Source organism: Crossiella sp. S99.2 (assembly GCF_023094165.1).
GTDB lineage: Bacteria > Actinomycetota > Actinomycetes > Mycobacteriales > Pseudonocardiaceae > Crossiella.
This window is the reverse complement of sequence record NZ_JALMDK010000002.1, coordinates 162820-186720: the sequence shown is the minus strand read 5'-3', so window position 1 is coordinate 186720 and position 23901 is coordinate 162820. Positions and strand designations below refer to the sequence as shown.

The window sequence follows — 23901 nt, the reverse complement described above, 5'->3', positions numbered from 1 at the left end:
ACAGGCCACTGTCGGCTTCTACCGTCGGTTGCGTGGACAACATCGACTGGTGGCGCCAACCGACCCTGACCGGCGAGCACGTGCGCCTGGAACCCCTGACCCCCGGCCACGTGGCCGGTCTGCACGCCGCGGGACGCGACCCCTCGGTGTGGACGCACCTGTCCGCGCACTGGCCCAGCGACCTGGCTGGCACCAGTACTTTCGTCCAGGATCACCTGGCCGCACAGGCCGACGGCGATCGCCTGGTCTACGCCCAGGTCGAGGTGGCCACCGGCGCGGTCGCCGGGGTCACCTCCTACTACGAGATCGTCCCCGCGCAGCGGGCGCTGGCCATCGGGCACACCTGGATCGGCACGCCCTGGCAGCGCACCGCGCTCAACACCGAGTCCAAGCTGCTGTTGCTGGGCCGGGCCTTCGAGCAGCTGGACGCGCTGCGAGTGGTGTGGCACACCGACATCCGCAACGAACGCTCCCAGCGCGCGATCGAGCGCCTCGGCGCACAGCGGGAGGGAATCCTTAGACACCACCGGATCCGGCCGGACGGGACCTTGCGCGACACGGTGCTGTACTCGATGCTCGCCGGAGAGTGGCCTGCCGTGCGCACGGCGTTGCGCCAGCGGCTGGCGAACTCCCCCGCAACCGTCTGACAAGCCACTCCATCGGGTGAGCATGGCTGAAGTGGTCTATACCTTTGAGGGGGGAGGTCTACTCGCGGGTGACGGATCGCACTACCGTTGCCCCGCAGCCACCACCGACGATGCAGGGAGGGCGCACGCGATGACCCCGCCTAGTGGCGACGCCGGATCGAGCAACACCTTGGACAACCTGCTCACCGAGAGCAGGACGTTCCCGCCCAGCGCGGAGTTCGCCGCCCAGGCCAACGCCAAGCCCGCCCTGTACGAGCAGGCGGCGGCGGACCGGGAGGCGTTCTGGGCCGAACAGGCCGAACAGCTCCACTGGCACACGCCGTTCACCCAGGTCCTGGACTGGACCGACGCCCCGTTCGCGAAGTGGTTCCTCGGCGGCAAGCTCAACGTCGCCTACAACTGTGTCGACCGGCACGTGGCCTCCGGGCACGGCGAGCAGGTCGCCATCCACTGGGAGGGCGAGCCCGGCGACACCCGGACCATCACCTACGCCACCCTGCAGGACGAGGTCAGCAAGGCGGCCAACGCGCTGACCTCGCTCGGCCTGGTCGCCGGCGACCGGGTGGCCATCTACATGCCGATGGTGCCCGAGGCGATCTTCTCCATGCTGGCCTGCGCGCGGCTCGGGCTGCCGCACAGCGTGGTCTTCGCCGGTTTCTCCGCCGAGGCGCTGCGCTCCCGGATCGAGGACGCCTCGGCCCGCCTGGTGATCACCACCGACGGCCAGTACCGGCGGGGCAACCCGGCCGCGCTCAAGCCCGCGGTGGACGAGGCGGTGGCCAGCAACCCCAGCGTGGAGCACGTGCTGGTGGTGCGCCGCACCTCCTCCGAGATCGACTGGACCGACGGCCGGGACCTGTGGTGGCACGAGCTGGTGGACGCCCAGTCCACCGAGCACACCGCCGAGGCATTCGACGCCGAGCACCCGCTCTACATCCTCTACACCTCGGGCACCACCGGTAAGCCCAAGGGCATCCTGCACACCTCCGGCGGCTACCTCACCCAGGCCGCCTACACCCACCGCAACGTCTTCGACCTCAAGCCGGAGACCGATGTCTACTGGTGCACCGCGGACATCGGCTGGGTGACCGGGCACTCCTACATCGTCTACGGGCCGCTGGCCAACCGGGCGACCCAGGTGGTCTACGAGGGCACGCCGAACACCCCGCACGAGGGTCGGCACTGGGAGATCATCCAGAAGTACGGGGTGTCGATCTACTACACCGCCCCGACGCTGATCCGCACCTTCATGAAGTGGGGCGCGGACATCCCGGCCAAGTACGACCTGTCCTCGCTGCGGGTGCTGGGCAGCGTCGGCGAGCCGATCAACCCCGAGGCCTGGATGTGGTACCGGGAGCACGTGGGCGCCAACCGGACGCCGATCGTGGACACCTGGTGGCAGACCGAGACCGGCGCGATCATGATCTCCCCGCTGCCCGGGGTGACCAGCACCAAGCCGGGTTCGGCGATGGGCCCGCTGCCCGGTATCGGCGCCAAGGTGGTCGACGAGGCAGGTGCCAAGGTCGGCAAGGGCGGCGGCGGTTACCTGGTGCTGGACCAGCCGTGGCCGTCCATGCTGCGCGGGATCTGGGGTGATGAGGCCCGGTTCCGGGAGACCTACTGGTCGCGGTTTGAGTCCCAGGGCTTCTACTTCGCCGGGGACGGCGCCAAGTACGACACCGACGGCGCGATCTGGCTGCTCGGCCGGGTGGACGATGTCATGAACGTCTCCGGGCACCGGATCTCCACCACCGAGGTGGAATCGGCGCTGGTCTCGCACCCGACCGTGGCCGAGGCCGCGGTGGTCGGCGCGGCGGATCCGACCACCGGCCAGGGCATCGTGGCCTTCGTGATCCTGCGCGGGGACGCGGTGGACGGCGGGGACGCCGCGGTGCAGGCGCTGCGCAACCACGTGGCCAAGGAGATCGGCCCGATCGCCAAGCCGCGGCAGATCATGGTCGTGCCCGAGCTGCCCAAGACCCGCTCCGGCAAGATCATGCGCCGGCTGCTGCGCGATGTCGCGGAGAACCGGCAGGTCGGCGACGTCACCACGCTCGCGGACTCCACGGTGATGAACCTGATCAGCGCGGGCCTGCAGAAGGGCTCGGCCAGCGAGGACTGAGCACAACGCCGAAGGCGCCGTTCCCCTGGCTGGGGAACGGCGCCTTCGCGTAGGTCAGGACGACTGGTACGGCGCGGGCGGCTGGTAGCCGGGCGGGTACTGGCCGGGCTGCGGCTGCTGATAGGCGGGCGGCGCCTGCGGGCCGGGCGGCGGGTACTGACCGGGCTGCTGGTACCCGGGCTGCGGCTGGCCCCACTGCGGCTGCTGCTGCGGGTAACCGGGCTGGGGCTGCGGGCCGGTGGGCGGGTAGCCCGGCTGCTGCTGGCCCGGCTGGGGGTAGCCCTGCTGCGGCTGCGGCCCGGTCTGCGGGAAACCCTGCTGCGGCTGGCCGGGGTACTGCTGCTGACCGGGCTGCGGGTAACCCTGCGGGTCCTGGCCGGGGTACTGCTGGTCAGGCTGCGGGTAGCCGCCCTGGCCCGGCTGCGGGTAACCGCCACCGGCGGCCGCGGCGGCCTTGATCCGGTTGTTCTTGGTGACCGTGAGCACCGTCATCAGACCGCCGCCGAGGAGGAGGATCGGCCCGATGATGGTCATGACCAGGCCGAAGGTCCGGTCGGAGTCCCGCTGTTCGGCGTAGGTCCTGGTGGTCGTGGTGCGGCTGCGCCGGGCCGTGCTGGTGCAGGAGTCGCCCGGCTTCATCACCTGGCTACCGCACTTGACCTCGGTGGCGTTCATGTTGCTGATGCCGATGATCAGCATCACCAGACCGATCCCGGCCACGACCACCCAGCGGACAATGCTCTTCATCTCGGTCTTCCCCAGTCACTCGCTCGCCCGGTCGAAGGAGTCGACGCACCGGACCGCCCATCCGTTCCACTGACTCCCACCAGCCGCGCAGGCTAGCCCGAACGAGTGCCTTTCCGTCGGATATCCGGCCAAACTGTCCGAATCGAAACCAGAACCAGCAGTCCACCGAAGAGCAGATCGGACAGCCGGGGGTCCAGAGCCACGGACAGGAAGCTGGTGCCGATCGCGGTGAGCGCGCCCGCGCCGCCGATCCAGGCCGCGTCCCGCAGCGAGCCGTTGCCGTTGCGCGCGTTGCGCCAGGCGCCCAGCACCGAGGAGGGCAGCACCACCAGCAGCGAGGTGCCCTTGGCCATGGCCGCGCCGACGCCGTAGCCCAGCTGCATCACCGGGACCATCGCGGTGCTGCCGCCGATACCGGTCAGCCCGGCCAGCACGCCGATGGGCACGCCGACCGGGATCAGCAGCGAGAGCGCGAGCAGATCGTGTTCCACCGGGCCGCTGAACACGCCGGGCACGGTCAGGAAGCGGATCGCGGTGGCCAGCGCCAGCACCGCGTACAGCCAGCGCAGCAGGGCCAGCGGCACCCGGTCCAGCAGCGCCGCGCCCAGCCAGGCGCCGATCATGGTGCCCAGGGCCAGCGGGACCGCGATGTAGACGTCGACCTCGCCGGCGTAGAGGTAGCCGACCATGCCTGCGATGGCCAGCGGGCCGATGGCCATCACCGAGGTGCCCACCGCCTGCCGCTGGTTCCGGCCGCACAGCGCGGTCAGCGCGGGCACGATCACGATGCCGCCGCCCACGCCGAAGAGTCCGGCCAGCACGCCGGCGGCCAGTCCGATGAGCATCAGCCGCAGCGCGTGCGGCCGTTCGGGCGCGGTGGGCTCGGCGGCGGGCACGATTCGAACCTAGGCAGCCCGCACCGGCGCTGTCCTGGTGCTTTCCGTCACTTCGTTGTGCTAAGCACCTATATTTCGCCCGGTTGAGGCGTTAAGGTCGCATCAGGGTGTGCCGGGAAGTCTGGTCGGCGACTGTTACAGCCGACCCTTCAGGGAGCCGCCCGTGCACGCTCGCCTCCGCCGCCCCAAGGCCGCCGCCGCCGAGTTCGCCCGCTATCTGCGCACCGAGACCGTCGGTGGTTTTGTGCTGCTGGCCGCCACCGCCATCGCCCTGCTCTGGGCCAACTCGCCGTGGGGCGATTCCTTCCGGGCGCTGCGCGATTTCCCGATCGGCCTGGACGCCCTGCACCTGAAGCTGACCGTGGGCGAATGGGCCAAGGACGGGCTGCTCGCGCTGTTCTTCTTCGTGGTCGGCCTGGAGCTGAAACGCGAACTGGTGGTCGGTGAGCTGGCCGAGGTGCGCTCGGCGCTGCTGCCGGTGATCGCCGCGATGGGCGGCATGATGGTGCCCGCCATGGTCGCGCTGGCGGTCTCCGCCGGCACCCCCGGCGCGCAGGGCGCCTGGGCGATCCCGGTGGCCACCGACATCGCCTTCGCGCTCGGGGTGCTCGCGCTGACCGGCTCCGGCATGCCGAGCAGCGCGCGGATCTTCCTGCTCAGCCTGGCCGTGGTGGACGATCTGGGCGCCATCGCGGTGATCGCGGTCGCCTTCACCGCCAAGTTCAGCCTGCTCGCCTTCGGCGCGGCGATCCTGCTGTGCGCGCTGTACTGGTACCTGCAGCACAAGCGGATCCGCAGCTCCTGGCTGTACGTGCCGATCGGGCTGCTGACCTGGTACGCGGTGCACGCCTCCGGCATCCACGCCACCATCGCCGGGGTGGCGCTGGGCCTGCTGACCAGGGTGCGGCCGGACCCGTACGAGCGGGAGGCCCCGGCACTGCGGCTGGAGCACCGGTTGCAGCCCTATTCGGCCGGGTTCGCGGTGCCGGTGTTCGCGCTGTTCGCCGCCGGGGTGCCGATCGGCGCGGACGCGCTGCGGATGCTCACCCAGGACCCGATCGCGCTGGCGGTGATCGCCGGGCTGCTGGCCGGGAAACTGCTGGGCATCTTCGGTTTCTCCTACCTCGCGGTGAAGCTGGGGCTGGCCAGTAAACCGGCGGAGCTGAGCTGGCGGGACATGGCCGCGGTGGCCATGCTCGGCGGCGTCGGGTTCACCGTCAGCCTGCTCATCGCCGAACTGGCGCTGCCCGCCGGGGAGGCCGAGGTGGCCAAGGCGGCGGTGCTGGTGGCCTCCGCGGTGGCCGCGTTGCTGGCCGCGTTGATGTTGCTGCGCCGAAGCAGGGCGCACCGGGACACGGAAACTGTGGACTGATCCGCTGCATGGCACGATGTCGGGCGTGACCCGCGCCCAGCACAACGCCAGCGGCAGCCCCGACGGCGCCGGGCTGCCGCCCGTCCCGTCCATCCCGCTGTCGGACTTCGAGGCCGCGCCAGGTGAGCAGTCGATCGGCGGCCTGGTCCGCGAGGCGACCACCCACCTGTCCACGCTGATCCGCAGCGAGCTTGAACTCGCCAAGGCCGAGCTGGGCACGGAGGTGAAGAAGGGCGTCAAGGGCAGTGTCTACTTCATCCTCGCCCTGGCCGTGCTCGCCTTCAGCATGTTCTTCCTGTTCTTCACCCTCGGCGAGCTGCTCTCGGTGTGGCTGCCGCGCTGGGGCGGCTTCGGCATCGTGTTCGTGCTGATGCTGGTTTCGGCCGGGCTGCTCGGGTTCCTCGGCTACCGCAGGGTGCGCGCCATCCGCGGCCCGAAGCGGACCATCGAGACGCTCAAGGACACCGGCAAGGTGCTGCCCCGCCGCCACACCGGCGACGCGGAGCAGCAGTCCGCCTGATCAGCGCGCGCAGGCCCCGGTGGAGACCCGCCGGGTGAGTTTCGGCGCGTCCTTGACCTCGGCGGCGACCTCGGCCGCGGTGAGCACGAAGCCGGTCTCCTGGTCGTCCACTGCGGCGCCGAAGACCACGCCGATGACCCGGCCCTGCGGGTCGACCAGCGGGCCGCCGGAGTTGCCGCTGCGCACGGTGCCGCGCACGGTGTAGACGTCCCTGGTGACGGTGCGGGACTCGTAGATGTCCGGGCCGCGCAGCTGGATCCGGTCCCGGATCCGGGCCGCGGTGGCGGTGTAGGGGCCGTCCAGCGGGTAGCCGAGCACGATGCCGTCCTGGCCGGATTTGGCGTCGGCGGGGGCGAAGGGCAGCGCGGCGGCGGTCAGGTCGGGCACGTCCAGCACGGCCACGTCGGTCTGCGGGTCGTAGAGCACCACGGTCGCGTCGAACTGCCCGCGGCCGACCTCCACGGCCACCGTGTCCGCGCCGGCCACCACGTGCGCGTTGGTCATCACCCGGCCGCGGGAGATGACGAACCCGGTGCCCTCCAGCGCCCGCGAGCAGGAGGATGCCTGGGCCCGCACCTTGAGCACGCTGGCCTGCACCTCCTTGGCGATCGGGCTGTTGGCCAGGGTGCCGTCGGCCGGGCCGACGTCGGTGCGCGGGGTGGAGCTGAACGGGTCGAGCAGGGTCGGGAAGCCGGAGACGTTGAGCAGTCTGCGCAGTTCGCCGGAGAGGTCCTTGCCCGCCTGCGGCATGACCTCGTCCACGGTGCCCAGCACGGCCGAGCCCTTGACCGCCCCGGACAGCCCTGGCAGGCCGGCCACCGAGGTCAGCGGCACCGCGAGCAGCCAGGCCACCACGAAGACCACCGCGCCCTGCACGACCGCGCCCAGGGTGTTGTCCAGCCAGACGATCCGGGAGCGGTGGATCTTCTCCCGCAACGGGCGGCCGATCAGCACGCCCAGGGTCTCGCCGAGCACCGCGAGCAGCACGATCACCGCGACCAGCACCACCACCCGCACGGTGACGTTGGTGAACTGGGCGACCACGATCGGCGCCAGCACCAGGCCGAGCAGCGCGCCGCCGAGCGCGCCCAGGATCGCGGGCGCGGCGATGACCACGCCCTGCCTGGCCCCGGACAGCGCCGCCACGATCGCCAGCAGCACCACCAGGAGGTCGACCCAGTTCACGCGCTCTCCTCGCCTGGAAGTTCTTCGACGGCCCGCCAGGAGGCCTCAAGATCTCGGACGTCCGTCTCGTCCCAGGGTTGCTCCCAGCCGGCCAGCCGGATCACGCCTGCCAGCAGTCCGGCGGTGAAACCCCAGACCAGCATGCCCGGCACGGCGAAGGCCGGGCCGAGCCAGCCAGAGGAGTGCCGGACCCGGAACCGGTTGGCCGGATCGGCCAGGAAGGCGATCGGCACCCTGGCCACCGCGGCGGTCTCGCCGAAGTCCACCGGGGCGACCGGGCCGGGTTTCTCCCAGTGCCCGAGCACCGAGGTGACCATGAACCCGCTGGGGGTGATGAACAGTTCGGGCAGCAGCGCGACCGGGCGCACGCTCTCCGGCAGCACCCCGGCCTCCTCGTGCGCCTCGCGCAGCGCCGCCTCGACCACGCCGGAGTCGGTCGGGTCGACCGCGCCGCCGGGGAAGCTGACCTGGCCGGGGTGGGAGTTGAGGCCGTCGGCGCGGCGCAGCAGCAGCACGTCCGGCCCGGAACCGGGGTGTTCCTCGCCGAGCAGGATGAGCACCGCGGCCTGGCGCACGCCCGCGGTGGCCTTCGGGTTGTACTTGGTGAACGCGGAGTGGTCGATCTCCGCGGTGGTCTTGACCAGGGGCGCGAGCCAGTCGGGCAGCTCGGCCGGGTCGACGAGTGGACCGTGCGTCATCAGGCGCCCCCCAGGTTGTCGGCGACCGCCCTGCGGACCTGCTCGACCGAGGTGAACAGCAGCGGCTGGGTGATTCTGCGGACCTCGCCGTCCGGGCGGACGAGGTAGGAGGCGGGCAGTGCGGGCGGCACCTTGAGCGCGGCCTGCGCGGCGCCGTCGGCATCGGCCACCGAGGGCAGCTTCACGTTGAGCGCGGCCAGCAGTTCCAGTCCGGCGGCCCGGCTGTCGTTGCGGACCTGGAGGCCGAGCACCGGCACCGCGCCCTCGCCCGCCGCGTACTCGGCCAGGATCGGCAGTTCGGCGCGGCAGGGCTGGCACCAGGTGGCCCACACGTTGACCAGGGTGGCCTTGGCCGCCAGCGCCGAGCCGAGGTCGGTGACGCCCTCCTGGCCCAGGCAGGGCACCCGGACGCCGGAGAGCTGGCCGACCACGCTGTCGGTGGGGCCGGGCTGTGGGCAGGGCGCGAGCTGGGCCTTGGCCCGCAGCGGGGCCAGGTCCGGCTCGGCCACCGAGGCCGGACCGGATCCGCTCGGGGCGACCTCGCCGCCACGCGGCCACAGCGCGATGACCGCGGCCAGGGCCAGCACCACGATCAGCACGAACCACCGCACCCGGGGGATCACCGGGCGGCACCCGCCCGCCGGGTCTCCGCCAGCGCCAGCAGGTGCGCCGCTTCCGGGCCCTTGACCAGCTCGGCGGCCTTGACCGGGTCCAGCTCGCCCTCGCCGAAGGAGGGACATTCCTTGGAAAGGAAGCAGGCCCCGCAGGCGGGTTTGCGGGCGTGGCAGACGCGGCGGCCGTGGAAGATGATCCAGTGCGAGAGCATGGTCCAGTCCTTGCGCGGGACCAGCTCGCCGATGATCTTCTCCACCTTCACCGGGTCGGTCTCGGCGGTCCAGCCCCAGCGGCGCACCAGGCGGCCGAAGTGGGTGTCCACGGTGATCCCCGGCACCCCGAAGGCGTTGCCGAGGATGACGTTGGCGGTCTTGCGCCCGACCCCGGGCAGCTCCACGAGGTCGACCAGGCGTTTGGGCACCTGACCTGCGTGTTTCTCCACCAGCGCGGCGCCAAGGCCCATGATCGAGGTGGTCTTGTTGCGGAAGAAGCCGGTGGAGCGGATGTACTCCTCCAGCTCGGCGCGGTCCGCGCCCGCGTAATCGGCCGCGGTCCGGTAGCGGGCGAACAGCGCCGGGGTGACCTCGTTGACCCGCTTGTCCGTGCACTGGGCGGACAGGATGGTCGCCACGGCCAGCTCTAGGGGGTTGGTGAAGTCGAGTTCGCAGTGCGCGTCGGGGTAACCGTCGGCGAGCGCCCGCACCATGCGCCGCACCCGTCGCACCAACGCCAGCCGGGTTTGCTCTGCCACCCCATCAGCCTACGGACTGGACACGATGGTGTTTACGTCTGTGGGGGACCCCGGTTGCGCTCACGGAGGGTGTATGGGTCAGTATCGAATCATCATGGCTGCCTGGTTTGTACTCGTCGTACCGCTCATCGTGATGTTCTTCGCGCTGTTCATGGAGCGCGTGGAAGACCGGCTTCGGCACGTCGCCGTGCAGGAGGACGAGGTCGAGGAGTTCCTGGAGAAGGCCCGCCCCGACGAGGTGCGCGCGCTCTACGGACACGGCATCGGTCGCGCACTCGAACTTTTCCGGCTCCGCAGGCTCGGTGGACGGGCCCAGCGACGACCTCGCCGTGTCCGAAGCCGTCCTTAGCCGGGTGAAGTCCTAGACTGCTCGGAGTGATCGGCGGCACGTCGTCGTGGCCCGCTCCAGTGGCTTCGACGAGAACACGTGACTGCCGCGTCTCGACAGGAGGGACGAGGTGGACGAGACCCTGGCCCGCGCGGGCATCTTCCAGGGCGTGGATCCGGCTGCCGCTGAGGCGCTGGCCAGTTCTTTGGAGGCTGTGGACTTCCCGCGCAGCCATGTGATCTTCGCGGAAGGAGAGCCCGGCGACCGGCTGTACATCCTGCAGTCGGGAAAGGTGAAGCTCGGGCGCAAATCGCCGGACGGCAGGGAGAACCTGCTGGCCATCATGGGACCTTCCGACATGTTCGGCGAGATGTCCATCTTCGATCCGGGCCCGAGGACCTCAACGGCCACCACGGTGACCGAGGTGCGTGCGCTGACCATGGACCGGCCGGCGCTCCGCGAGTGGATCAACAAGCGACCAGAGATCGCGGAGCAACTGCTCCGGGTGCTGGCGAGAAGGCTGCGCCGGACGAACAACATGCTGGCGGACCTGATCTTCACCGATGTGCCCGGTCGGGTTGCCAAGGCGTTGTTGCAGTTCGCGCAGCGTTTCGGCAGCCAGGAGGGTGGCCTGTTGCGGGTCACCCACGACCTGACACAGGAGGAGATCGCGCAGTTTGTCGGCGCCTCACGGGAGACCGTGAACAAGGCGCTGGCCGACTTCGCCCACCGCGGCTGGCTGCGGTTGGAGGGCAAGAGCGTGCTGATCCTGGACCCGGAGCGGATGGCTCGCCGGGCGCGGTAGCGCACCAGAGAACTGGAAAAACAAGAGGAGGCTGGACGCCGCCCCCGACGCGGCGCGCCAGCCTCCTTTTGGTGCGTGGCCAATCCCCCGACCAGCCACGCGTCCCCCGGTCCGGCCCCGAACCGGATCTCCGAGGGAAATTTTCAAGTTCGATTGTGAAGCATGTGCCTCTTAGACGCCTGACCAGCCCCGTCGTGACGGGCACAGCGCCAACACTGCGTCTTCCAGCACTTTTGTACAAGCGCTGTCACCCTCAAGGACGGCGTTCTTCGCGCCGAAGTTGCGTGGGTTCACCCAGAAACCGCATTTTCGTTACAGCATCGTGACCCTGCGTGTGGTGACCAAGGGCACCGGGAAATAACTGGTACCCGCGTACCAGATCAGGCAGACTGGTACACATGTCCCAGTCTGTGTCTTTCGCGTCCTACCGCGCGGCCCTGAGCACCCCGGCAGCCCGCCTCCCGGTGCTGGCCGCGCTGCTCGGGCGCCTCCCGGTCGCGATGGTCGGGCTGGCGCTCATGCTCTACGTCCGGCAGTCCACCGGCTCCTTCGCCTCGGCCGGCCTGGTCTCCGCCGGCGCCCTGACCGGCGCCGCGATCGGCTCGGTATTGCAGGGCCGCCTGGTCGACCGGTTCGGCCCGACCCGCCCGCTGCTCACCGCCGCCGCGCTGCTCACCCTGTTCACCACGCTCGGGGTGACCGCGGTGGAGTCCGGCGCGCCGGTGTGGCTGCTGATGACCATCGCGCTCGCGCTCGGGGTCAGCCAGCCCTCGGTCAGCTCCTCCTCGCGGAGCCTGTGGAGCAGGCTGCTGCCGCCGGGCCCGGCCCGGCAGGCCGCCTACTCCTACGAGGCGATCAGCATGGAGGTCTTCTTCATCCTGGGCCCGGCCATCGCCGGCCTGCTGATGGCGCTGCCCTGGCCGGGCACCGGCGTGGTGATCGGCGCGGGCTCGATGGTGATCGGCGCGGTCGGCTTCGCGCTGACCCCGGCCGTGCGGGCCTGGCGCGAGCGCACCGAGCCGAGGGCCGGGCAGGGCCTGCTGGCCGTGCTCACCCCCGCCATGCGCACGGTCGCACTGGCCGCCTTCGGTTTCGGCGTGACCATCGGCTTCGTCGAGATCGCGGTCCCGGCTGCGGCCACCATGGCCGGCTACCCCAGCTCGGTCGGCGGTCTGCTGCTGAGCCTGTGGTCGGTCAGCTCGGTGGTCGCGGGCCTGCTCTACGGCCTGCGCCCGGTGCCGCGCCCGATGTACCTGCGCCTGCCGGTGCTGCTGGCCGCGTTCTCGCTGCTGCTCCTGCTGCTGGTGTGGCAGACCAGCCTGGCCGGCCTGGCCATCGCGCTGCTGGTGGTCGGCACCCTGATCACCCCGCAGGCCACCGCGCACTCCATCGCGGTGGACGAGGTCGCCCCGGCGGGCAGCTCCACCGAGGCCTTCGGCTGGGTGATCACCTCGGTGACCCTTGGCCTGGCCGCGGGTCAGTCGGTCAGCGGTCAGCTGATCGAACTGTCCGGGCCGCCGCTGGCCTTCGCCGCGGCGACCGTGGCCGGTCTGCTGATCGCCGGTGGCGTGTGGCTGCGCAGGCGGACCGTGCGGGACGCGCTCCCGGCGGTCTCGCCCGCGGACTGCGCGGTCCCGGCCGAGGTGGTCGCCACCGCGCGCTGAGGCCCCGGCGTTGTCGGTGGGCGGCGCTAGCGTGCGCGGCATGTCCCTGGACCTGACCGCGACCACCACCGCGCTGGCCACCGCCGCCGCCGACCTGTCCCGGCTGTTGCCCGGCCGCACCCTTGATCCGGTGCTGGCCGGGCTGCTGCTGTCCGCGGACGCCGGCGGGGTGACCCTGGCGGCCACCGACCGGGAGCGCGGGGTGCGGTTGCACACCGCGGCCGTCACGCACACCGACGGCCAGGTGCTGGTCCCGGCCAAACCGCTGGCCGAGACCCTGGCCGCGCTGGACTCGCCGGATGTGCGGCTGGTGGTGGAGGGCTCCCGGCTGGCGGTCCGCACGCCCAGCGCGCGGTTCGCGTTGCCGTTGCTGGCCGCGGAGGACCACCCTGGGGTGCCCGCGCCGCCCGCGGTGGCGGGCAGTGCCCGGGGAGCCGAGCTGCACGCGGCGGTGTTGCCGGTGGCCTCGGCGGCCAGCCGGGACGACGCGCTGCCGGTGTTCACCGGGGTGCGGTTGCGGGCCAAGGGCGGGCGGCTGGTGGCGGTGGCCACCGACCGGTACCGGATGGCGGCGGCCGACCTGCCGTGGATCTCCGCCGATGACGAACTGGACGTGCTGATCCCGGCCTCGCTGTTCACCGAGGTGGCCAAGCAGGCCAGGGGTGCGGAGCGGGTGACCATCCATGCCGACAGCGACCGGGCCGCGTTGACCTGGGGTTCGTCGACAGTCACCACATCCGTGCTGGTCAGCGGGCTGCCGGAGGAGGACAAGCTCTTCCCGAGCACCGTCGAGTGCTCGCTCACCCTGGACGGCGCCGCGCTGGCCGGGGCGGTGCGCCGGGTCGCGCCGTACGCCGGACCACGCGGCACGGTGACCCTGGAGACCGGGGACGGCGAACTGCGGGTGCGTGGCAGCGATCCGCAGGCCGGGGAGGCCGAGGAGACGGTCAAGGCCGGGGTGCACGGGAACCGGGTGAGCCGCGGTTACCAGGCGAAATACCTGCTGGAGACGTTGCGCTGGTTTGGCGAGCACGAGGTTCGGGTGGACATCCAGCCGGGCATCCGGGGCACCATGTTCAGCCACGTCACGCCACCCGGCGCGGTGCGGCTGCGGTACCTGGTGGTGCCGCTGCGGCAGCCCGGTTAGCTCCGCAGGTAGGCGAGCTGGGCCTGCACCGACCACTCGGCGGCCGGCCACAGCGACTGGTCCACATCGGCGTAGACCAGCTCGACCACGGCGCGTGCGGTGGCGTCCTGGCCCAGGGTGGCCAGGGCCTGGCGGACCTGGTCCAGGCGCTGCTCGCGGTGGGTCAGGTAGGCGGTGGCCACCGCGGCCACGTCTGGCAGCTCGGGGCCGTGGCCGGGCAGCACCGTGGTGCCCGGCGGCAGCTCCATCAGGCGGCGCAACGTGGTCAGGTACGGGCCGAGCCTGCCGTCGGGGTGCGCCACGATGGTGGTGCCCCGGCCCAGGATGGTGTCGCCGGTGAGCAGCGAACCGTCGCCCTCGATCTCGATGCAGAGCGAGTCGGCGGTGTGCCCTGGGGTGACCCAGATCCGCAGCCGGAGTCCGGCCGCCTCGATGACCTGGCCGTCGTGCAGGTCGCCGCCGCCGTGGTGCCGGTGCGCGGGTTCGATGGCGTGGGTGGGCGCGCCGGTCAGCTCGGCGAGGCGGGCCGCGCCGTCGGTGTGGTCGCCGTGGTGATGGGTGATCAGCACCGCCGCGACCGGGCCGTGCGCGGCCACCTTGGCCAGGTGTTGTTCATCGGCCGGGCCGGGGTCGACCACCACGCACTCCGGGTGGCCGGGGGCACGCAACAGCCAGGTGTTGGTGCCGTCCAGGGTCATCATGTTCGGGTTGTCCGCCAGCAGCACCGCGGCGTTGGCGGTGACCTGGCGGAGCGTGCCGTAGGCCGGGTGGGTCACGATGCCTCCGGGTAGTCGGCGTCGCCGGGCAGGGCCACGTGCAGGTTGCCGTTGCGGCGCACCACCCTCGGCGTGATCTTGGTGATCTGGCGGTCCACGGCCAGCAGTTCGCGCACGGTGCGGTGCTGGTCCAGCTGGGACAGGGTCACCCAGGTCGGCGGCATCAGGCCGCTGCGCCCGGCCGCCCAGTCCGCGAGCGCGTCCGCGGGCCGCTGCCAGGCGGCGTGATCGGCCTCGGTGGTGGTGCCATCGGCGCGCTGACCCGCGGGCAGCGCGGCCAGGAAGAACCGGGTGTCGTAGCGGCGCGGCTCCTCCGGCGGGGTCACCCAGTTCGCCATCGGCCGCAGCAGGTCCGCGCGCAGCACCAGGCCGGTCTCGGTGAGGAACTCCGCCAGCGACAGCTTCCGGTCCACCAGATCCTGCCGGGCATCGGCGTAGGGCGCGGTGTCCGCGACGATGCTGTCCGCGTTCGACCCGGCCAGCAGCACCCCGGCTTCCTCGAAGGTCTCCCGGACCGCCGCGCACACCAGCGCCCTGGCCAGCTCCGGCGAGCAGCCGAACCGCTGGGCCCACCAGGCCGGAGTCGGTCCGGCCCAGGCGACCGTGGTGTCCGCGTCCCGCTGGTCCACGCCGCCGCCGGGGAAAACGGTCATGCCGCCAGCGAAGGCCATCCCGGTCACCCGGCGCAGCAGGAACACCTCAGGTCCGGCCGCGGTGTCCCTGACCAGGGCGACCGTGGCCGAATCCCGAGGCTCGGCAGGCGGCTGCGGGGCCGTGGCGGGCACAAAACCCTCGGGCAGGACCATCTCCTCGGGTAGCTGCGGCATGTGATCCAGACTAGGGCGGGAAGATGTGCGACGTGAGTGTGCCGAACGTCCCATCCCAGCAGCCGGACGTCAGCCTGCCGCGGCCCCGGTTCGCGGGCTGCCTGCTGAAGCTGAGCCTGGTGCTGGCGGGTGCTCTGCTGGGCACCGTGCTGACCGTGGCGATCACCGTGGCGCTGCTGCTGCCGGTACGCAGCACGGTGCAGGTGCAGACCCCGCCACCCGCGGTGGCCACCGCCGGGGACTACCAGGGCTACGCGCTGGCGGTGAAACGGGTCGGCACCATGATGTCCAGCGGCAACTCCTTCGAGGTGTGGCTGGGCAGGCACGACGGCGGCGAGGTGCCGCGCGGGCACGTGCTCGAGGTGCCCGCGGGCTGGCGCACCGACAACGGGCTGACCGTGCGCTGGAGCCCGGAGAACGTGCGGCTGGACTTCGCCGGTGGTGGCCGGATAGAAGTTCCGGTGCGGGTGTTCCGCGACGCGCGCTGAAACCCGGCAGGATGTTCCCCGTGGACGAACAGCTCAAGATCGGCTTGGTCGGTGCGGGTCCATGGGCCAGGGCGGTGCACGCCCCGGGCATCGCGGATCACCCCGGCACCCGGCTGGCCGCGGTGTGGGCCCGGCGGCGGGACGCGGCCAAGGACCTCGCGGAGCCGCACGGCGCGCTGACCGCGGACTCCTTCGACGAACTTCTGTCCACTGTGGACGCGGTCGCGTTCGCGGTGCCACCGGCCGTCCAGGGCGATCTCGCGCTCCAGGCGGCCAGGGCGGGCAAGCACCTGGTGCTGGAGAAACCGTTGGCCGCCAACGTGGAACAGGCCCAGCGACTGGTCGATGAGGTGACCGACCGCGGGCTGGCCTCACTGCTGCTGCTCACCCGGCGCTACTCCCCTGAGGTCCGCGACTGGCTGGCCGGGCTGCACAAGCTCGGCGGCTGGACCGGTGGTTCGGTGCGCTGGCTGACCGGCGCGGTGCTCGGCGGCCCCTACTCCGCCTCGCCCTGGCGGCAGACCGACGGCGCGGTCTTGGACATCGGCCCGCACGCCATCGACCTGCTCGACGCCGCGCTCGGCCCGGTCCAGGAGGTCATCGCCGCGCACCGCGGCCCGGACGACCTGTGCCACCTGGTGCTTGGCCACGAAGGCGGGGCCAGCAGCACGCTCACCCTGTCCCTGCGGTTGCCGATCCAGCCCAGCGTGGTGGACATCGCGGTGTACGGGCAGCACGGGCACCGGGCGCTGGGCAGCGGCGAGTTCAGCGCGCAGGACTGCTTCACCGCGCTGCTGGACGAGTTCCTGGCGCTGATCGACTGCGGCCGCACCGAGCACCCCTGCGATGTGCGCCGCGGTCTGCACCTGCAACGGGTGCTCGACGAGATCATCCAGCGCGCCGGGTGGGTCGCCTGAGACCGTGACGGCACAACCGAGTGACCCGATGGCGAGTCCCCTGTTCGCCTACCACATCGACCCGGAAACCCTGTGGGAGTGCTCGGACGATCCGGCCACGCTGACCGCCTGGCTGGACCGGGCCGCCGCGCAGCCGGTGCCGGGCAATCCGGCGGTGGCCCGGCAGCACCACACCATGATCGGCGTGGCCGCGCGCATCCTGTGCAGGCTGGACCTGGCGCAGCGGCACCTGTGCACCGCGTTGCGGCTGGCCGAGGAGCACGGCCCGGCCGCCTCCGAGGTGCTGGCCCGCAGCAGGCTGGCGCACGTGCTGCAGTGGCAGGGCCGCTACGCCGAGGCGATGGCCGAGTTCGACCGCTGCCTGGTCGACGGCAGCCGCACACCCGAACTGGGCACGCACTTCCACTTCATCTTCCAGCACGCCGGCCAGTGCTACTACGACGCCGGTGAGTGGGCCGCGGCCCGGCACTGCTTCGCCACCGCGCTGCGCATGCGCGGCGGCGGGGCCGAACCGGGCGATCCGCAGCTGTGGGCCTGGGAGGCCACCGACGCGGTGCTCTCCGCGCGGGCGGTGCAGCAGCAGCTCAACCGGCTGCTCACCGCGATCTACCAGGCCGCGGCCGAACGCGGCGGGGCGGCGGTGACCGCCGAGCACGGCCTGCCCGAGGGCGGGGAGCTGCTGCTGGAACTGCGCACCCTGCTGCTGTCCGGGCCGGTGCTGCTGCCGGTGGCGCACGCGGTGCACCCGCAGACACCGGACCTGGACGCGGTGCTGGACGACCTGACCGCGGCGGGCTGGCTGAGCCGCCAGGGCCGGGCCGTGCTGGCCACGCCGCGGTGCCTGGCGATGCTGCGCGCGGTGGTGGAGGTGGTGGACCGGACCGCCGCCGAGCTGTGGCCGGCGCCGGAGATCGCGTTGTCCTTCGTGGACCTGGCGGTGGGCGGCGCGGTCGGCACCTCCGACGGCGCGGCCTTCGACGCCTGGGTGGGCGCCCGTTCGGCCCGCACCGCCCCGGCCCGGCTGGTCGACGGCCTGTGCGCGCTGCGCTACCACCGGGTGGACACCCAGACCGCCGCGGCAGGCGCCGAGGGGCTCACCCCGGCCCAGGCGAACGCGCTGAGCGGCGAGGATCCGCTGCGGCGGCGGATCGAGACGCATACCGACCGAATGGCCGCCCGGCCGTACCGGCTGTTGGCCAGGGAACAGCGCTCGGCCCTGGTGACCGCGCTCGCCGCGCTGCCTGCCTGACGAAAGAACCGCCGCCACCACGGTCGCCCGGGGTGGCGGCGGTTCACTGGATCAGGCGACCTCGACGATCAGTTCCACCTCGACCGGCGCGCCCAGCGGCAGCTCGGCCACCCCGACCGCGGCCCTGGCGTGCACCCCTGCCTCGCCGAAGACCTCGCCGAGCAGCTCGGAGGCCCCGTTGATCACCGCGGGCTGGCCGGTGAAGCCGTCCGCGGAGGCCACGTAGCCGACCACCTTGACCACCTGGGTGATCGAGTCCAGCCCGACCAGCGCGTCAATGGCGGCCAGTCCGTTCAGCACGCAGGTGCGCGCGTGCTGCTTGGCCTCCTCCGGGCTGATCGCCGCGCCGACCTTGCCGGTCGCGGCCAGCGCACCGGCCACGATCGGCAGCTGGCCGGAGGTGTAGACGTGCGCGCCGCTGCGCACGGCTGGCACGTAGGCGGCCACCGGCGCGGCCACCGCAGGCAGTTCGATGCCCAGCTCGACCAGGCGCTGCTTCCACTCGCCCATGCTCAGTTGCCCTTCGGGCGCTTCAGGAAGGCGATCAGCTGCTCACCGGTGGGTCCCGGCTGCACCGACACCAGCTCCCAGCCATCCTCGCCCCACTGGTCGAGGATCTGCTTGGTCGCGTGGGTCAGCAGCGGAACCGTGGCGTACTCCCACTTCGTCATGCCATGAGCCTAGTGCGGCCGAAATGGTTGCCGGAGGGGATACCGTGATCACGTGGAGACTTGGCGCATCACCGCGACCGTCCTGTTCAGCGTGGGCGGCCTCATCCTCACCCTGGTCGCCATGGCGCAGGTCAGGGACCGGAAGCGGACCACGCACGCGGCCGTGGTGCAGGCCGGGCTGATCTCGGTGGCCGTGGTCGTGGCGGTCGCGCTGCTGGTGGCCTTCGTGCTGCCCTCCACCTGGGCCTGGGCGCTGGTGGCCGCCGAGGCCATCGCAGTGCTCTTCCTCATGCTGGCGGGCTAACCGCCGCACACTCGCGCGAGTCGACCTAGGCTGATCACTGTGATGGCCTGGACCGAGGAGCTGAGCCGCGCCCGGTTGCACATAGTCACCGGCAAGGGCGGCACCGGCAAAACCACGATCGCCGCCGCGCTGGCGCTCGCGCTGGCCACCGGCGGGCGGCGGGTGCTGCTGGTGGAGGTCGAGGGCAGGCAGGGCATCGCCCAGGTCTTCGACCACGCGCCGCTGCCCTACTCCGAGGAGCGGATCGCGGCCGCGCCCGGTGGCGGCGAGGTGCGCGCGCTGGCGGTGGACGCCGAGGCGGCGCTGCTGGAGTACCTGTCGATGTTCTACAACCTGGGTTTCGCCGGGCGCACGCTGCGCCGGATGGGCGCGGTGGAGTTCGCCACCACGCTCGCGCCGGGCCTGCGGGACGTGCTGCTCACCGGCAAGATCAAGGAGTGCGTCGGCCGCACCGGCGAGGGCGGGCGGCACGAATATGACGCGGTGGTGGTGGACGCGCCGCCGACCGGCCGGGTGGTCAAGTTCCTCGACGTGACCAGGGCGATGGCCGATCTGGCCAAGGTCGGGCCGATCCGCAACCAGAGCGACGGCGTGATCCGGCTGCTGCACTCCGGGGACACCGCGGTGCACCTGGTGACCCTGCTGGAGGAGATGCCGGTGCGGGAGACCATGGACGCGGTCGGCGAGCTGGACGCCGCCGACCTGCGACCCGGCGCGGTGATCATGAACCGGGTGCGGCCACCCCGGCTGCCCGCGCGGTCGGTGGGCGCGGCGGCCGGCGGGCGGGTGGACGCGGCCCGGATCAAGGCCGGGCTGCTGGCCGCCGGGCTGAACCTGGACGAGGCCATTGTGGACGGACTGGTGGACGAGACGGTGGAGCACGCGATCCGGGTGCAGGCCGAGCTGACCGCGCGCGATCAGCTGGCCGAGGTGGACCTGCCGGTGGTGGAGCTGCCCGATCTCACCGACGGGGTGGACACCGCCGGGCTGTACGAGCTGAGCGAGCTGCTGATCGAGCAGGGGGTCCGGTGAACGCCCGCCCGCCGCTGCTGGACATCGACGATCTGCTGGACGACGCGCAGACCAAGGTGGTGGTGTGCTGCGGTTCCGGCGGGGTCGGCAAGACCACCACCGCGGCGGCGCTGGCGCTGCGCGCGGCCGAACGCGGCAGGCGCACCGTGGTGCTCACCATCGACCCGGCGCGCAGGCTGGCCCAGTCCCTCGGCCTGACCGAGCTGGGCAACCACCCTCGGGAGGTGACCGTGCTGGACCGTCCGGAAGGGACGGACGGCGCGCTGCACGCGATGATGCTGGATATGCGGCGCACCTTCGACGAGATGGTGCTCTCCCACGCCGGACCGGACCGGGCCGAGCAGATCCTGCGGAATCCCTTCTACCAGACCATTTCCTCCTCCTTCTCCGGCACCCAGGAGTACATGGCGATGGAGAAGCTGGGGCAGCTGGTGCACTCCGGCGAGTGGGATCTGGTGGTGGTGGACACCCCGCCGAGCCGGTCCGCGCTGGACTTCCTGGACGCGCCGCAGCGCCTGTCCACCGTGCTCGACGGCAAGATCATCCGCATGCTGTCCGCGCCCGCGCGGGCCGGTGGGCGGGGGATCCGGCGACTGGTCGGCGCGGGTTTCGGCCTGTTCACCAAGGTGATCTCGACGATCATCGGCGGTCAGCTGCTCAACGACGCCTCGGCCTTCGTGCAGGCATTCGACAGCATGTTCGGCGGGTTCCGGCAGCGCGCGCAGGCCACCTACGAGCTGTTGCGCTCACCGGGCACCGCGTTCCTGGTGGTGGCCGCGGCCGAGCCGGACGCGCTGCGTGAGGCGTCCTACTTCGTGGACCGACTGGCCGGTGAGGGCATGCCGCTGGCCGGGCTGGTCGCCAACCGGACCCACCCGGTGTTCGCGAACCTGCCCAGCGCCCGCGCGCTCGCCGCGGCCGAGGACCTCGAACGCGGTGGCTCGGCGCCACTGGCCGCGGCCGTGCTGCGACTGCACGCGGACCGGGTGGCCGTGGCGGAGCGTGAGCGACGATTGCTCGCGCGGTTCACCAAGGCGCACCCGGGCGTGGCGATGATCGGCGTGCCCGCGCTGCCCGCTGATGTGCACGACATCGACGGACTGCGCGAGATCGGCGCCAGGCTGGCCGGTCAGTGACCGCTCAGCCGAGCAGGCCCACGCGGTAGTCGGCTTCCTCGACCTCGTCGAAGTCCAGGTGTTTGCGGCGGGCGGACTCGAGCAGTTCCGCCCAGGACACGACGTCCGGACGGCGGCGGAGCAGAGCGCGACGCTCCCGCTCGGTCATGCCACCCCAGACACCGAACTCGATTCGACTGTCCAGCGCCTCGGCCAGGCATTCCGTCCGCACGGGGCACCCCATGCACACGAGCTTGGCCTTGCGCTGCTCTGCACCTCGGACGAAAAGCTGGTCCGGGTCCTCATCCCTGCAAGAGGCCCTTACCCGCCAGTCCCCCTGGTTGAACTCCATGTTCCCCCAGCTCCTACGCGTCGTCGCGACTACGCTCGGTGCTCCCCAGCTCCGAGGTCCGCATGAGGTGCGCCACGGGGAGTGGCCCACCCGCCGGTGTGCTGTCGTTCGACGTTGACGGACTGTAGAGGGTTCTGGTTCCAGGTCCAAGACGGGTTTGCCTACCCGTTACATCCCCGCACCCGAAAGTGTGTGAATCGCGTCACCAAAATGGGTGAAGCGTACGCTGTCCCGCGTGGGCGTGCGGGCGGCTTTGTTCAAGTTGTTGGGGCTATGTGTGCTGGCTGGAGTGCTACTCGCCGGCATGTTGTTTCCTGCGGTGGGCGCGCTGGGGGTGGTCTCGAACCGCGCGAGTGACACAGTCGACAGCATCTCCTCCGATCTGGTCCAGAAGGACCCGCCGTTGCTGACCACGGTGCTGGACGCGCAGGGCAGCCAGATCGCCTACCTCTTCGACCAGTACCGGGTGCTGGCCGGTCCGGAGAAGATCGCGGACACGATGAAGGCCGCCATCGTGTCCATTGAGGACCAGCGCTTCTACGACCATCAGGGCGTGGACTGGCGCGGCGCGATGCGCGCGCTGGTGACCAACACGGTGGAGGGCAAGGTCGCCCAGGGCGGTTCCACCCTGACCCAGCAGTACGTCAAGAACTACCTGATGCACGTGGTGGCCACGAACAAGGTCGAGCAGGCCAAGGCGCAGGAGCAGACCCCGGCCCGCAAGCTGCGCGAGATGCGGATCGCGCTGCAACTGGAGCGCAAGCTCACCAAGGACGAGATCCTCACCCGCTACCTCAACATCGTGCCCTTCGGCGCGAGCACCTACGGGGTGGCCGCGGCGGCCAAGACCTACTTCGACACCAGCCCGGACAAGCTCACCATCGCCCAGGCCGCGTTGCTGGCAGGCATGGTCAACGAGCCCAGCGGACTGAACCCCAAACGCAATCCGGAAGCCGCGCTGACCAGGCGCAACCTGGTGATCAGCGAGATGGGGCGGCAGGGCCGGATCCCGGTGGAGGTGGCCGAGGCGGCCAAGAAGGAGGCGCTGGGCACCGCACCGGACTTCCGCAACCCGCCCTACGGCTGCATCGGCGCCGGGCCGGACAACGGGTTCTTCTGCAAGTACGTCGTCGACTACCTGAGCAAGATCGGGTACTCCGAGGACACCTTGAAGCGCGGTGGTTTCACCATCAAGACCACCCTGGACCCGCGGATCACCCAGGCGGCCAAGAAGGCGGCGCAGGGCCGGGTGCCCAAGGACGCCAACGGGGTGGCCAACACCATGGCCGTGGTGCAGCCGGGCAAGGACCGGCACAAGGTGCTCGCGCTGGTGGCCAACCGGGACTACGGCCTGGACTCGGACAAGGGCCAGACCACCTACGCGCTGCCCAGCGCGGCGGCGAACAAGTTCGGCGCGGGCTCGATCTTCAAGATCTTCACCGCGGCCGCGGCGCTGGAACGCGGCATGGGCATCAACAACGTGATCGACACCCCGACCTCCTACACCTCCAGGGTCTTCAAGGGCGGCGCCACCCGCTGCCCGCCAGCCGGTGGCGGTGAGCGCTGGTACTGCCTGAGCAACGCCGGAGACAACTACCCGCAGCAGATGACCCTGCAGAGCGCGCTGGCCACCTCGCCGAACACCGGGTTCGTCATCCTGGAGGAGCGGGTCGGCATGGGCCCGGTGGTCGACATGGCCAGCAGGCTCGGGCTGCGGGAGACCATGCAGCTCAACGTGGCCGGGGTGAAACCGGATCCGAAGTCCAAAAGGGACGATCTGAACCGGTCGCAGTCGGACTACTGGCGCAACAACAAGGGCGCGTTCACCCTCGGCCCGGCCGCGGTGAGCACGCTCGAACTGGCCAACGTGTCCGCGACGATCATGAGTGGCGGCACCTGGTGCCCGCCGAGTCCGATCGAGCAGATCCTGGACCGCAACGGCAAACCGATCCAGCTCAACGAGGCCCCGTGCGAGCAGGCGGTGCCGGAGGGCCTGGCCAACGGGCTGGCGCAGGGCATGAGCAAGGACGACCTGCCCGGTGGCACCGCGGCCGGCGCGCGGCCCAAGGACTGGAACCGGCCGATGCTGGGCAAGACCGGCACCACCCAGGACCACAAGTCGGCCGGGTTCGTCGGCGCGACCCCGCAGTACGCGGGCGCGGTGCTGACCTTCAACGACGGCAACCGGCCGCAGGTGATCTGCAAGGGCAACCCGCCCCGGCTCTGCGGCGGCAACACCGGCGGCGGCATCTACGGCTCCTCGGTGTCCGCGCCGACCTGGTTCGACGCGATGAGCGCGATCCACGGCAACCAGCCCGCCCAGGGGCTGCCGGGCGCGGACGGGCGCTACCTCAACGGCGGCGATGAGGCCAAGGTGCCCAACGTGGTGGGCCTGATGGTCAACGAGGCCACCTCGAAGTTGCAGGCCGCCGGGTACAAGGTGAGCACGCAGAACCGGAACGCGGCCCAGCCCAAGGGCACCGTGGTCGGGCAGAACCCGCGTGGCGCGGCGCTGCCCGGCGAGACGATCACGTTGTGGGTCAGCACCGGGGTCGTACCGCCGCCCACCGGCACCACCGAACCGCCGCCGGGCGAGGTGAACCCGCCGACCGGCGGCGTCACCATCGATCCGATCGAGCCGACCAGCGGACCGGGTTAGCCAAGGCGCACAAG

26 protein-coding genes are annotated in these 23901 nt (G+C 71.4%); 15 read left to right on the top strand and 11 right to left on the bottom strand.

Annotation, left to right across the window (positions count from 1 at the left end; genetic code table 11):
- Positions 1 to 41 precede the first annotated feature (41 nt).
- Both MZC64_RS07320 and acs read left to right on the top strand, forming a co-directional pair.
- Positions 42 to 647, top strand: coding sequence for a GNAT family N-acetyltransferase (locus MZC64_RS07320; protein ID WP_247761644.1), 606 nt, complete (start codon positions 42 to 44; stop codon positions 645 to 647).
- Positions 648 to 777: 130 nt separating this feature from the next.
- Positions 778 to 2769: an acetate--CoA ligase gene (gene acs, locus MZC64_RS07315; RefSeq protein ID WP_247761122.1), complete on the top strand. Its 1992-nt coding sequence runs from the start codon at positions 778 to 780 to the stop codon at positions 2767 to 2769.
- A 54-nt stretch (positions 2770 to 2823) separates the two neighbouring features.
- Here the strand turns inward: acs and MZC64_RS07310 are convergent, their stop codons facing one another.
- The gene (locus MZC64_RS07310) at positions 2824 to 3516 is read right to left on the bottom strand and encodes a hypothetical protein (RefSeq protein ID WP_247761121.1); all 693 of its coding nucleotides are present in this window, start codon (positions 3514 to 3516) and stop codon (positions 2824 to 2826) included.
- 92 nt (positions 3517 to 3608) lie between these two features.
- Entirely contained in the window at positions 3609 to 4412 is an 804-nt protein-coding gene (locus MZC64_RS48555; protein ID WP_247761120.1) for a sulfite exporter TauE/SafE family protein, read from the bottom strand.
- Between the two features lie 163 nt (positions 4413 to 4575).
- On the opposite strand from MZC64_RS48555, the gene nhaA reads away from it, so the two are divergent.
- Together nhaA and MZC64_RS07295 are read left to right on the top strand one after the other, a co-directional pair.
- Positions 4576 to 5784 (top strand): Na+/H+ antiporter NhaA, encoded by a 1209-nt coding sequence (gene nhaA, locus MZC64_RS07300; protein ID WP_247761119.1) that lies wholly within the window; start codon positions 4576 to 4578, stop codon positions 5782 to 5784.
- A 16-nt stretch (positions 5785 to 5800) separates the two neighbouring features.
- The gene (locus tag MZC64_RS07295) at positions 5801 to 6304 is read left to right on the top strand and encodes a phage holin family protein (protein WP_247761118.1); all 504 of its coding nucleotides are present in this window, start codon (positions 5801 to 5803) and stop codon (positions 6302 to 6304) included.
- On the opposite strand, the gene MZC64_RS07290 is transcribed toward MZC64_RS07295, so the two are convergent.
- Genes MZC64_RS07290 through nth form a run of 4 tightly spaced genes read right to left on the bottom strand, consistent with a single transcriptional unit; the run spans position 6305 to position 9508 of the window.
- Complete coding sequence (locus MZC64_RS07290; RefSeq protein WP_247761117.1) at positions 6305 to 7489, bottom strand: MarP family serine protease; 1185 nt, start codon at positions 7487 to 7489, stop codon at positions 6305 to 6307.
- Positions 7486 to 8187 (bottom strand): CoA pyrophosphatase, encoded by a 702-nt coding sequence (locus MZC64_RS07285; protein ID WP_247761116.1) that lies wholly within the window; start codon positions 8185 to 8187, stop codon positions 7486 to 7488. Before MZC64_RS07285 ends, MZC64_RS07290 begins: the two co-directional genes overlap by 4 nt.
- Positions 8187 to 8810, bottom strand: coding sequence for a TlpA disulfide reductase family protein (locus tag MZC64_RS07280; protein WP_308300971.1), 624 nt, complete (start codon positions 8808 to 8810; stop codon positions 8187 to 8189). Before MZC64_RS07280 ends, MZC64_RS07285 begins: the two co-directional genes overlap by 1 nt.
- Positions 8807 to 9508 carry an endonuclease III gene (gene nth / locus MZC64_RS07275; RefSeq protein WP_247761642.1) on the bottom strand — a complete coding sequence of 234 codons (702 nt, stop codon included), beginning with the start codon at positions 9506 to 9508 and terminating at the stop codon, positions 8807 to 8809. Before nth ends, MZC64_RS07280 begins: the two co-directional genes overlap by 4 nt.
- A 139-nt stretch (positions 9509 to 9647) precedes the next feature.
- On the opposite strand from nth, the gene MZC64_RS07270 reads away from it, so the two are divergent.
- From MZC64_RS07270 to dnaN, 4 genes are all read left to right on the top strand, one after another.
- On the top strand, positions 9648 to 9902 hold the full coding sequence (locus tag MZC64_RS07270) for a hypothetical protein (RefSeq protein ID WP_185010257.1): 255 nt from the start codon (positions 9648 to 9650) through the stop codon (positions 9900 to 9902).
- A gap of 109 nt (positions 9903 to 10011) precedes the next feature.
- Positions 10012 to 10686: a Crp/Fnr family transcriptional regulator gene (locus MZC64_RS07265; protein ID WP_185001239.1), complete on the top strand. Its 675-nt coding sequence runs from the start codon at positions 10012 to 10014 to the stop codon at positions 10684 to 10686.
- Between the two features lie 398 nt (positions 10687 to 11084).
- Positions 11085 to 12350, top strand: a complete 1266-nt coding sequence (locus MZC64_RS07260) for an MFS transporter (RefSeq protein ID WP_247761115.1) — start codon at positions 11085 to 11087, stop codon at positions 12348 to 12350.
- Between the two features lie 40 nt (positions 12351 to 12390).
- Positions 12391 to 13497 carry a DNA polymerase III subunit beta gene (dnaN, locus tag MZC64_RS07255; RefSeq protein WP_247761114.1) on the top strand — a complete coding sequence of 369 codons (1107 nt, stop codon included), beginning with the start codon at positions 12391 to 12393 and terminating at the stop codon, positions 13495 to 13497.
- Here dnaN and MZC64_RS07250 read toward each other — a convergent pair.
- Positions 13494 to 14273, bottom strand: coding sequence for an MBL fold metallo-hydrolase (locus MZC64_RS07250; protein WP_247761113.1), 780 nt, complete (start codon positions 14271 to 14273; stop codon positions 13494 to 13496). The two genes, dnaN and MZC64_RS07250, sit on opposite strands and share 4 nt — an antisense overlap.
- Complete coding sequence (locus MZC64_RS07245; RefSeq protein ID WP_374205644.1) at positions 14270 to 15100, bottom strand: NUDIX hydrolase; 831 nt, start codon at positions 15098 to 15100, stop codon at positions 14270 to 14272. The genes MZC64_RS07250 and MZC64_RS07245 overlap by 4 nt, the downstream gene beginning before the upstream one ends.
- A 32-nt stretch (positions 15101 to 15132) precedes the next feature.
- Between MZC64_RS07245 and MZC64_RS07240 the strand changes: the two genes are divergently transcribed.
- Genes MZC64_RS07240 through MZC64_RS07230 form a run of 3 tightly spaced genes read left to right on the top strand, consistent with a single transcriptional unit; the run spans position 15133 to position 17754 of the window.
- Entirely contained in the window at positions 15133 to 15588 is a 456-nt protein-coding gene (locus MZC64_RS07240; protein WP_247761112.1) for a hypothetical protein, read from the top strand.
- An 11-nt stretch (positions 15589 to 15599) separates the two neighbouring features.
- Positions 15600 to 16505 carry a Gfo/Idh/MocA family protein gene (locus MZC64_RS07235; RefSeq protein WP_247761111.1) on the top strand — a complete coding sequence of 302 codons (906 nt, stop codon included), beginning with the start codon at positions 15600 to 15602 and terminating at the stop codon, positions 16503 to 16505.
- A 28-nt stretch (positions 16506 to 16533) separates the two neighbouring features.
- Positions 16534 to 17754: a tetratricopeptide repeat protein gene (locus MZC64_RS07230; protein WP_247761110.1), complete on the top strand. Its 1221-nt coding sequence runs from the start codon at positions 16534 to 16536 to the stop codon at positions 17752 to 17754.
- A 51-nt stretch (positions 17755 to 17805) separates the two neighbouring features.
- On the opposite strand, the gene MZC64_RS07225 is transcribed toward MZC64_RS07230, so the two are convergent.
- Both MZC64_RS07225 and MZC64_RS07220 read right to left on the bottom strand, forming a co-directional pair.
- A complete protein-coding gene (locus tag MZC64_RS07225; RefSeq protein WP_247761109.1) occupies positions 17806 to 18264 on the bottom strand; it encodes a RidA family protein in 459 nt (152 codons plus the stop codon).
- 2 nt (positions 18265 to 18266) lie between these two features.
- Positions 18267 to 18425, bottom strand: a complete 159-nt coding sequence (locus tag MZC64_RS07220; protein ID WP_185001230.1) for a DUF4177 domain-containing protein — start codon at positions 18423 to 18425, stop codon at positions 18267 to 18269.
- 52 nt (positions 18426 to 18477) lie between these two features.
- On the opposite strand from MZC64_RS07220, the gene MZC64_RS07215 reads away from it, so the two are divergent.
- Genes MZC64_RS07215 through MZC64_RS07205 form a run of 3 tightly spaced genes read left to right on the top strand, consistent with a single transcriptional unit; the run spans position 18478 to position 20897 of the window.
- A complete protein-coding gene (locus tag MZC64_RS07215; protein ID WP_247761108.1) occupies positions 18478 to 18729 on the top strand; it encodes a hypothetical protein in 252 nt (83 codons plus the stop codon).
- Between the two features lie 42 nt (positions 18730 to 18771).
- The gene (locus tag MZC64_RS07210) at positions 18772 to 19761 is read left to right on the top strand and encodes an ArsA-related P-loop ATPase (protein ID WP_185010253.1); all 990 of its coding nucleotides are present in this window, start codon (positions 18772 to 18774) and stop codon (positions 19759 to 19761) included.
- Positions 19758 to 20897 carry an ArsA family ATPase gene (locus MZC64_RS07205; RefSeq protein WP_247761107.1) on the top strand — a complete coding sequence of 380 codons (1140 nt, stop codon included), beginning with the start codon at positions 19758 to 19760 and terminating at the stop codon, positions 20895 to 20897. The genes MZC64_RS07210 and MZC64_RS07205 overlap by 4 nt, the downstream gene beginning before the upstream one ends.
- A gap of 4 nt (positions 20898 to 20901) precedes the next feature.
- Here the strand turns inward: MZC64_RS07205 and MZC64_RS07200 are convergent, their stop codons facing one another.
- A complete protein-coding gene (locus MZC64_RS07200; RefSeq protein WP_247761106.1) occupies positions 20902 to 21228 on the bottom strand; it encodes a WhiB family transcriptional regulator in 327 nt (108 codons plus the stop codon).
- 304 nt (positions 21229 to 21532) lie between these two features.
- Here MZC64_RS07200 and MZC64_RS07195 point away from each other — a divergent pair, with 304 nt between their 5' ends.
- Complete coding sequence (locus MZC64_RS07195) at positions 21533 to 23887, top strand: transglycosylase domain-containing protein (protein WP_247761105.1); 2355 nt, start codon at positions 21533 to 21535, stop codon at positions 23885 to 23887.
- Positions 23888 to 23901: the final 14 nt, after the last annotated feature.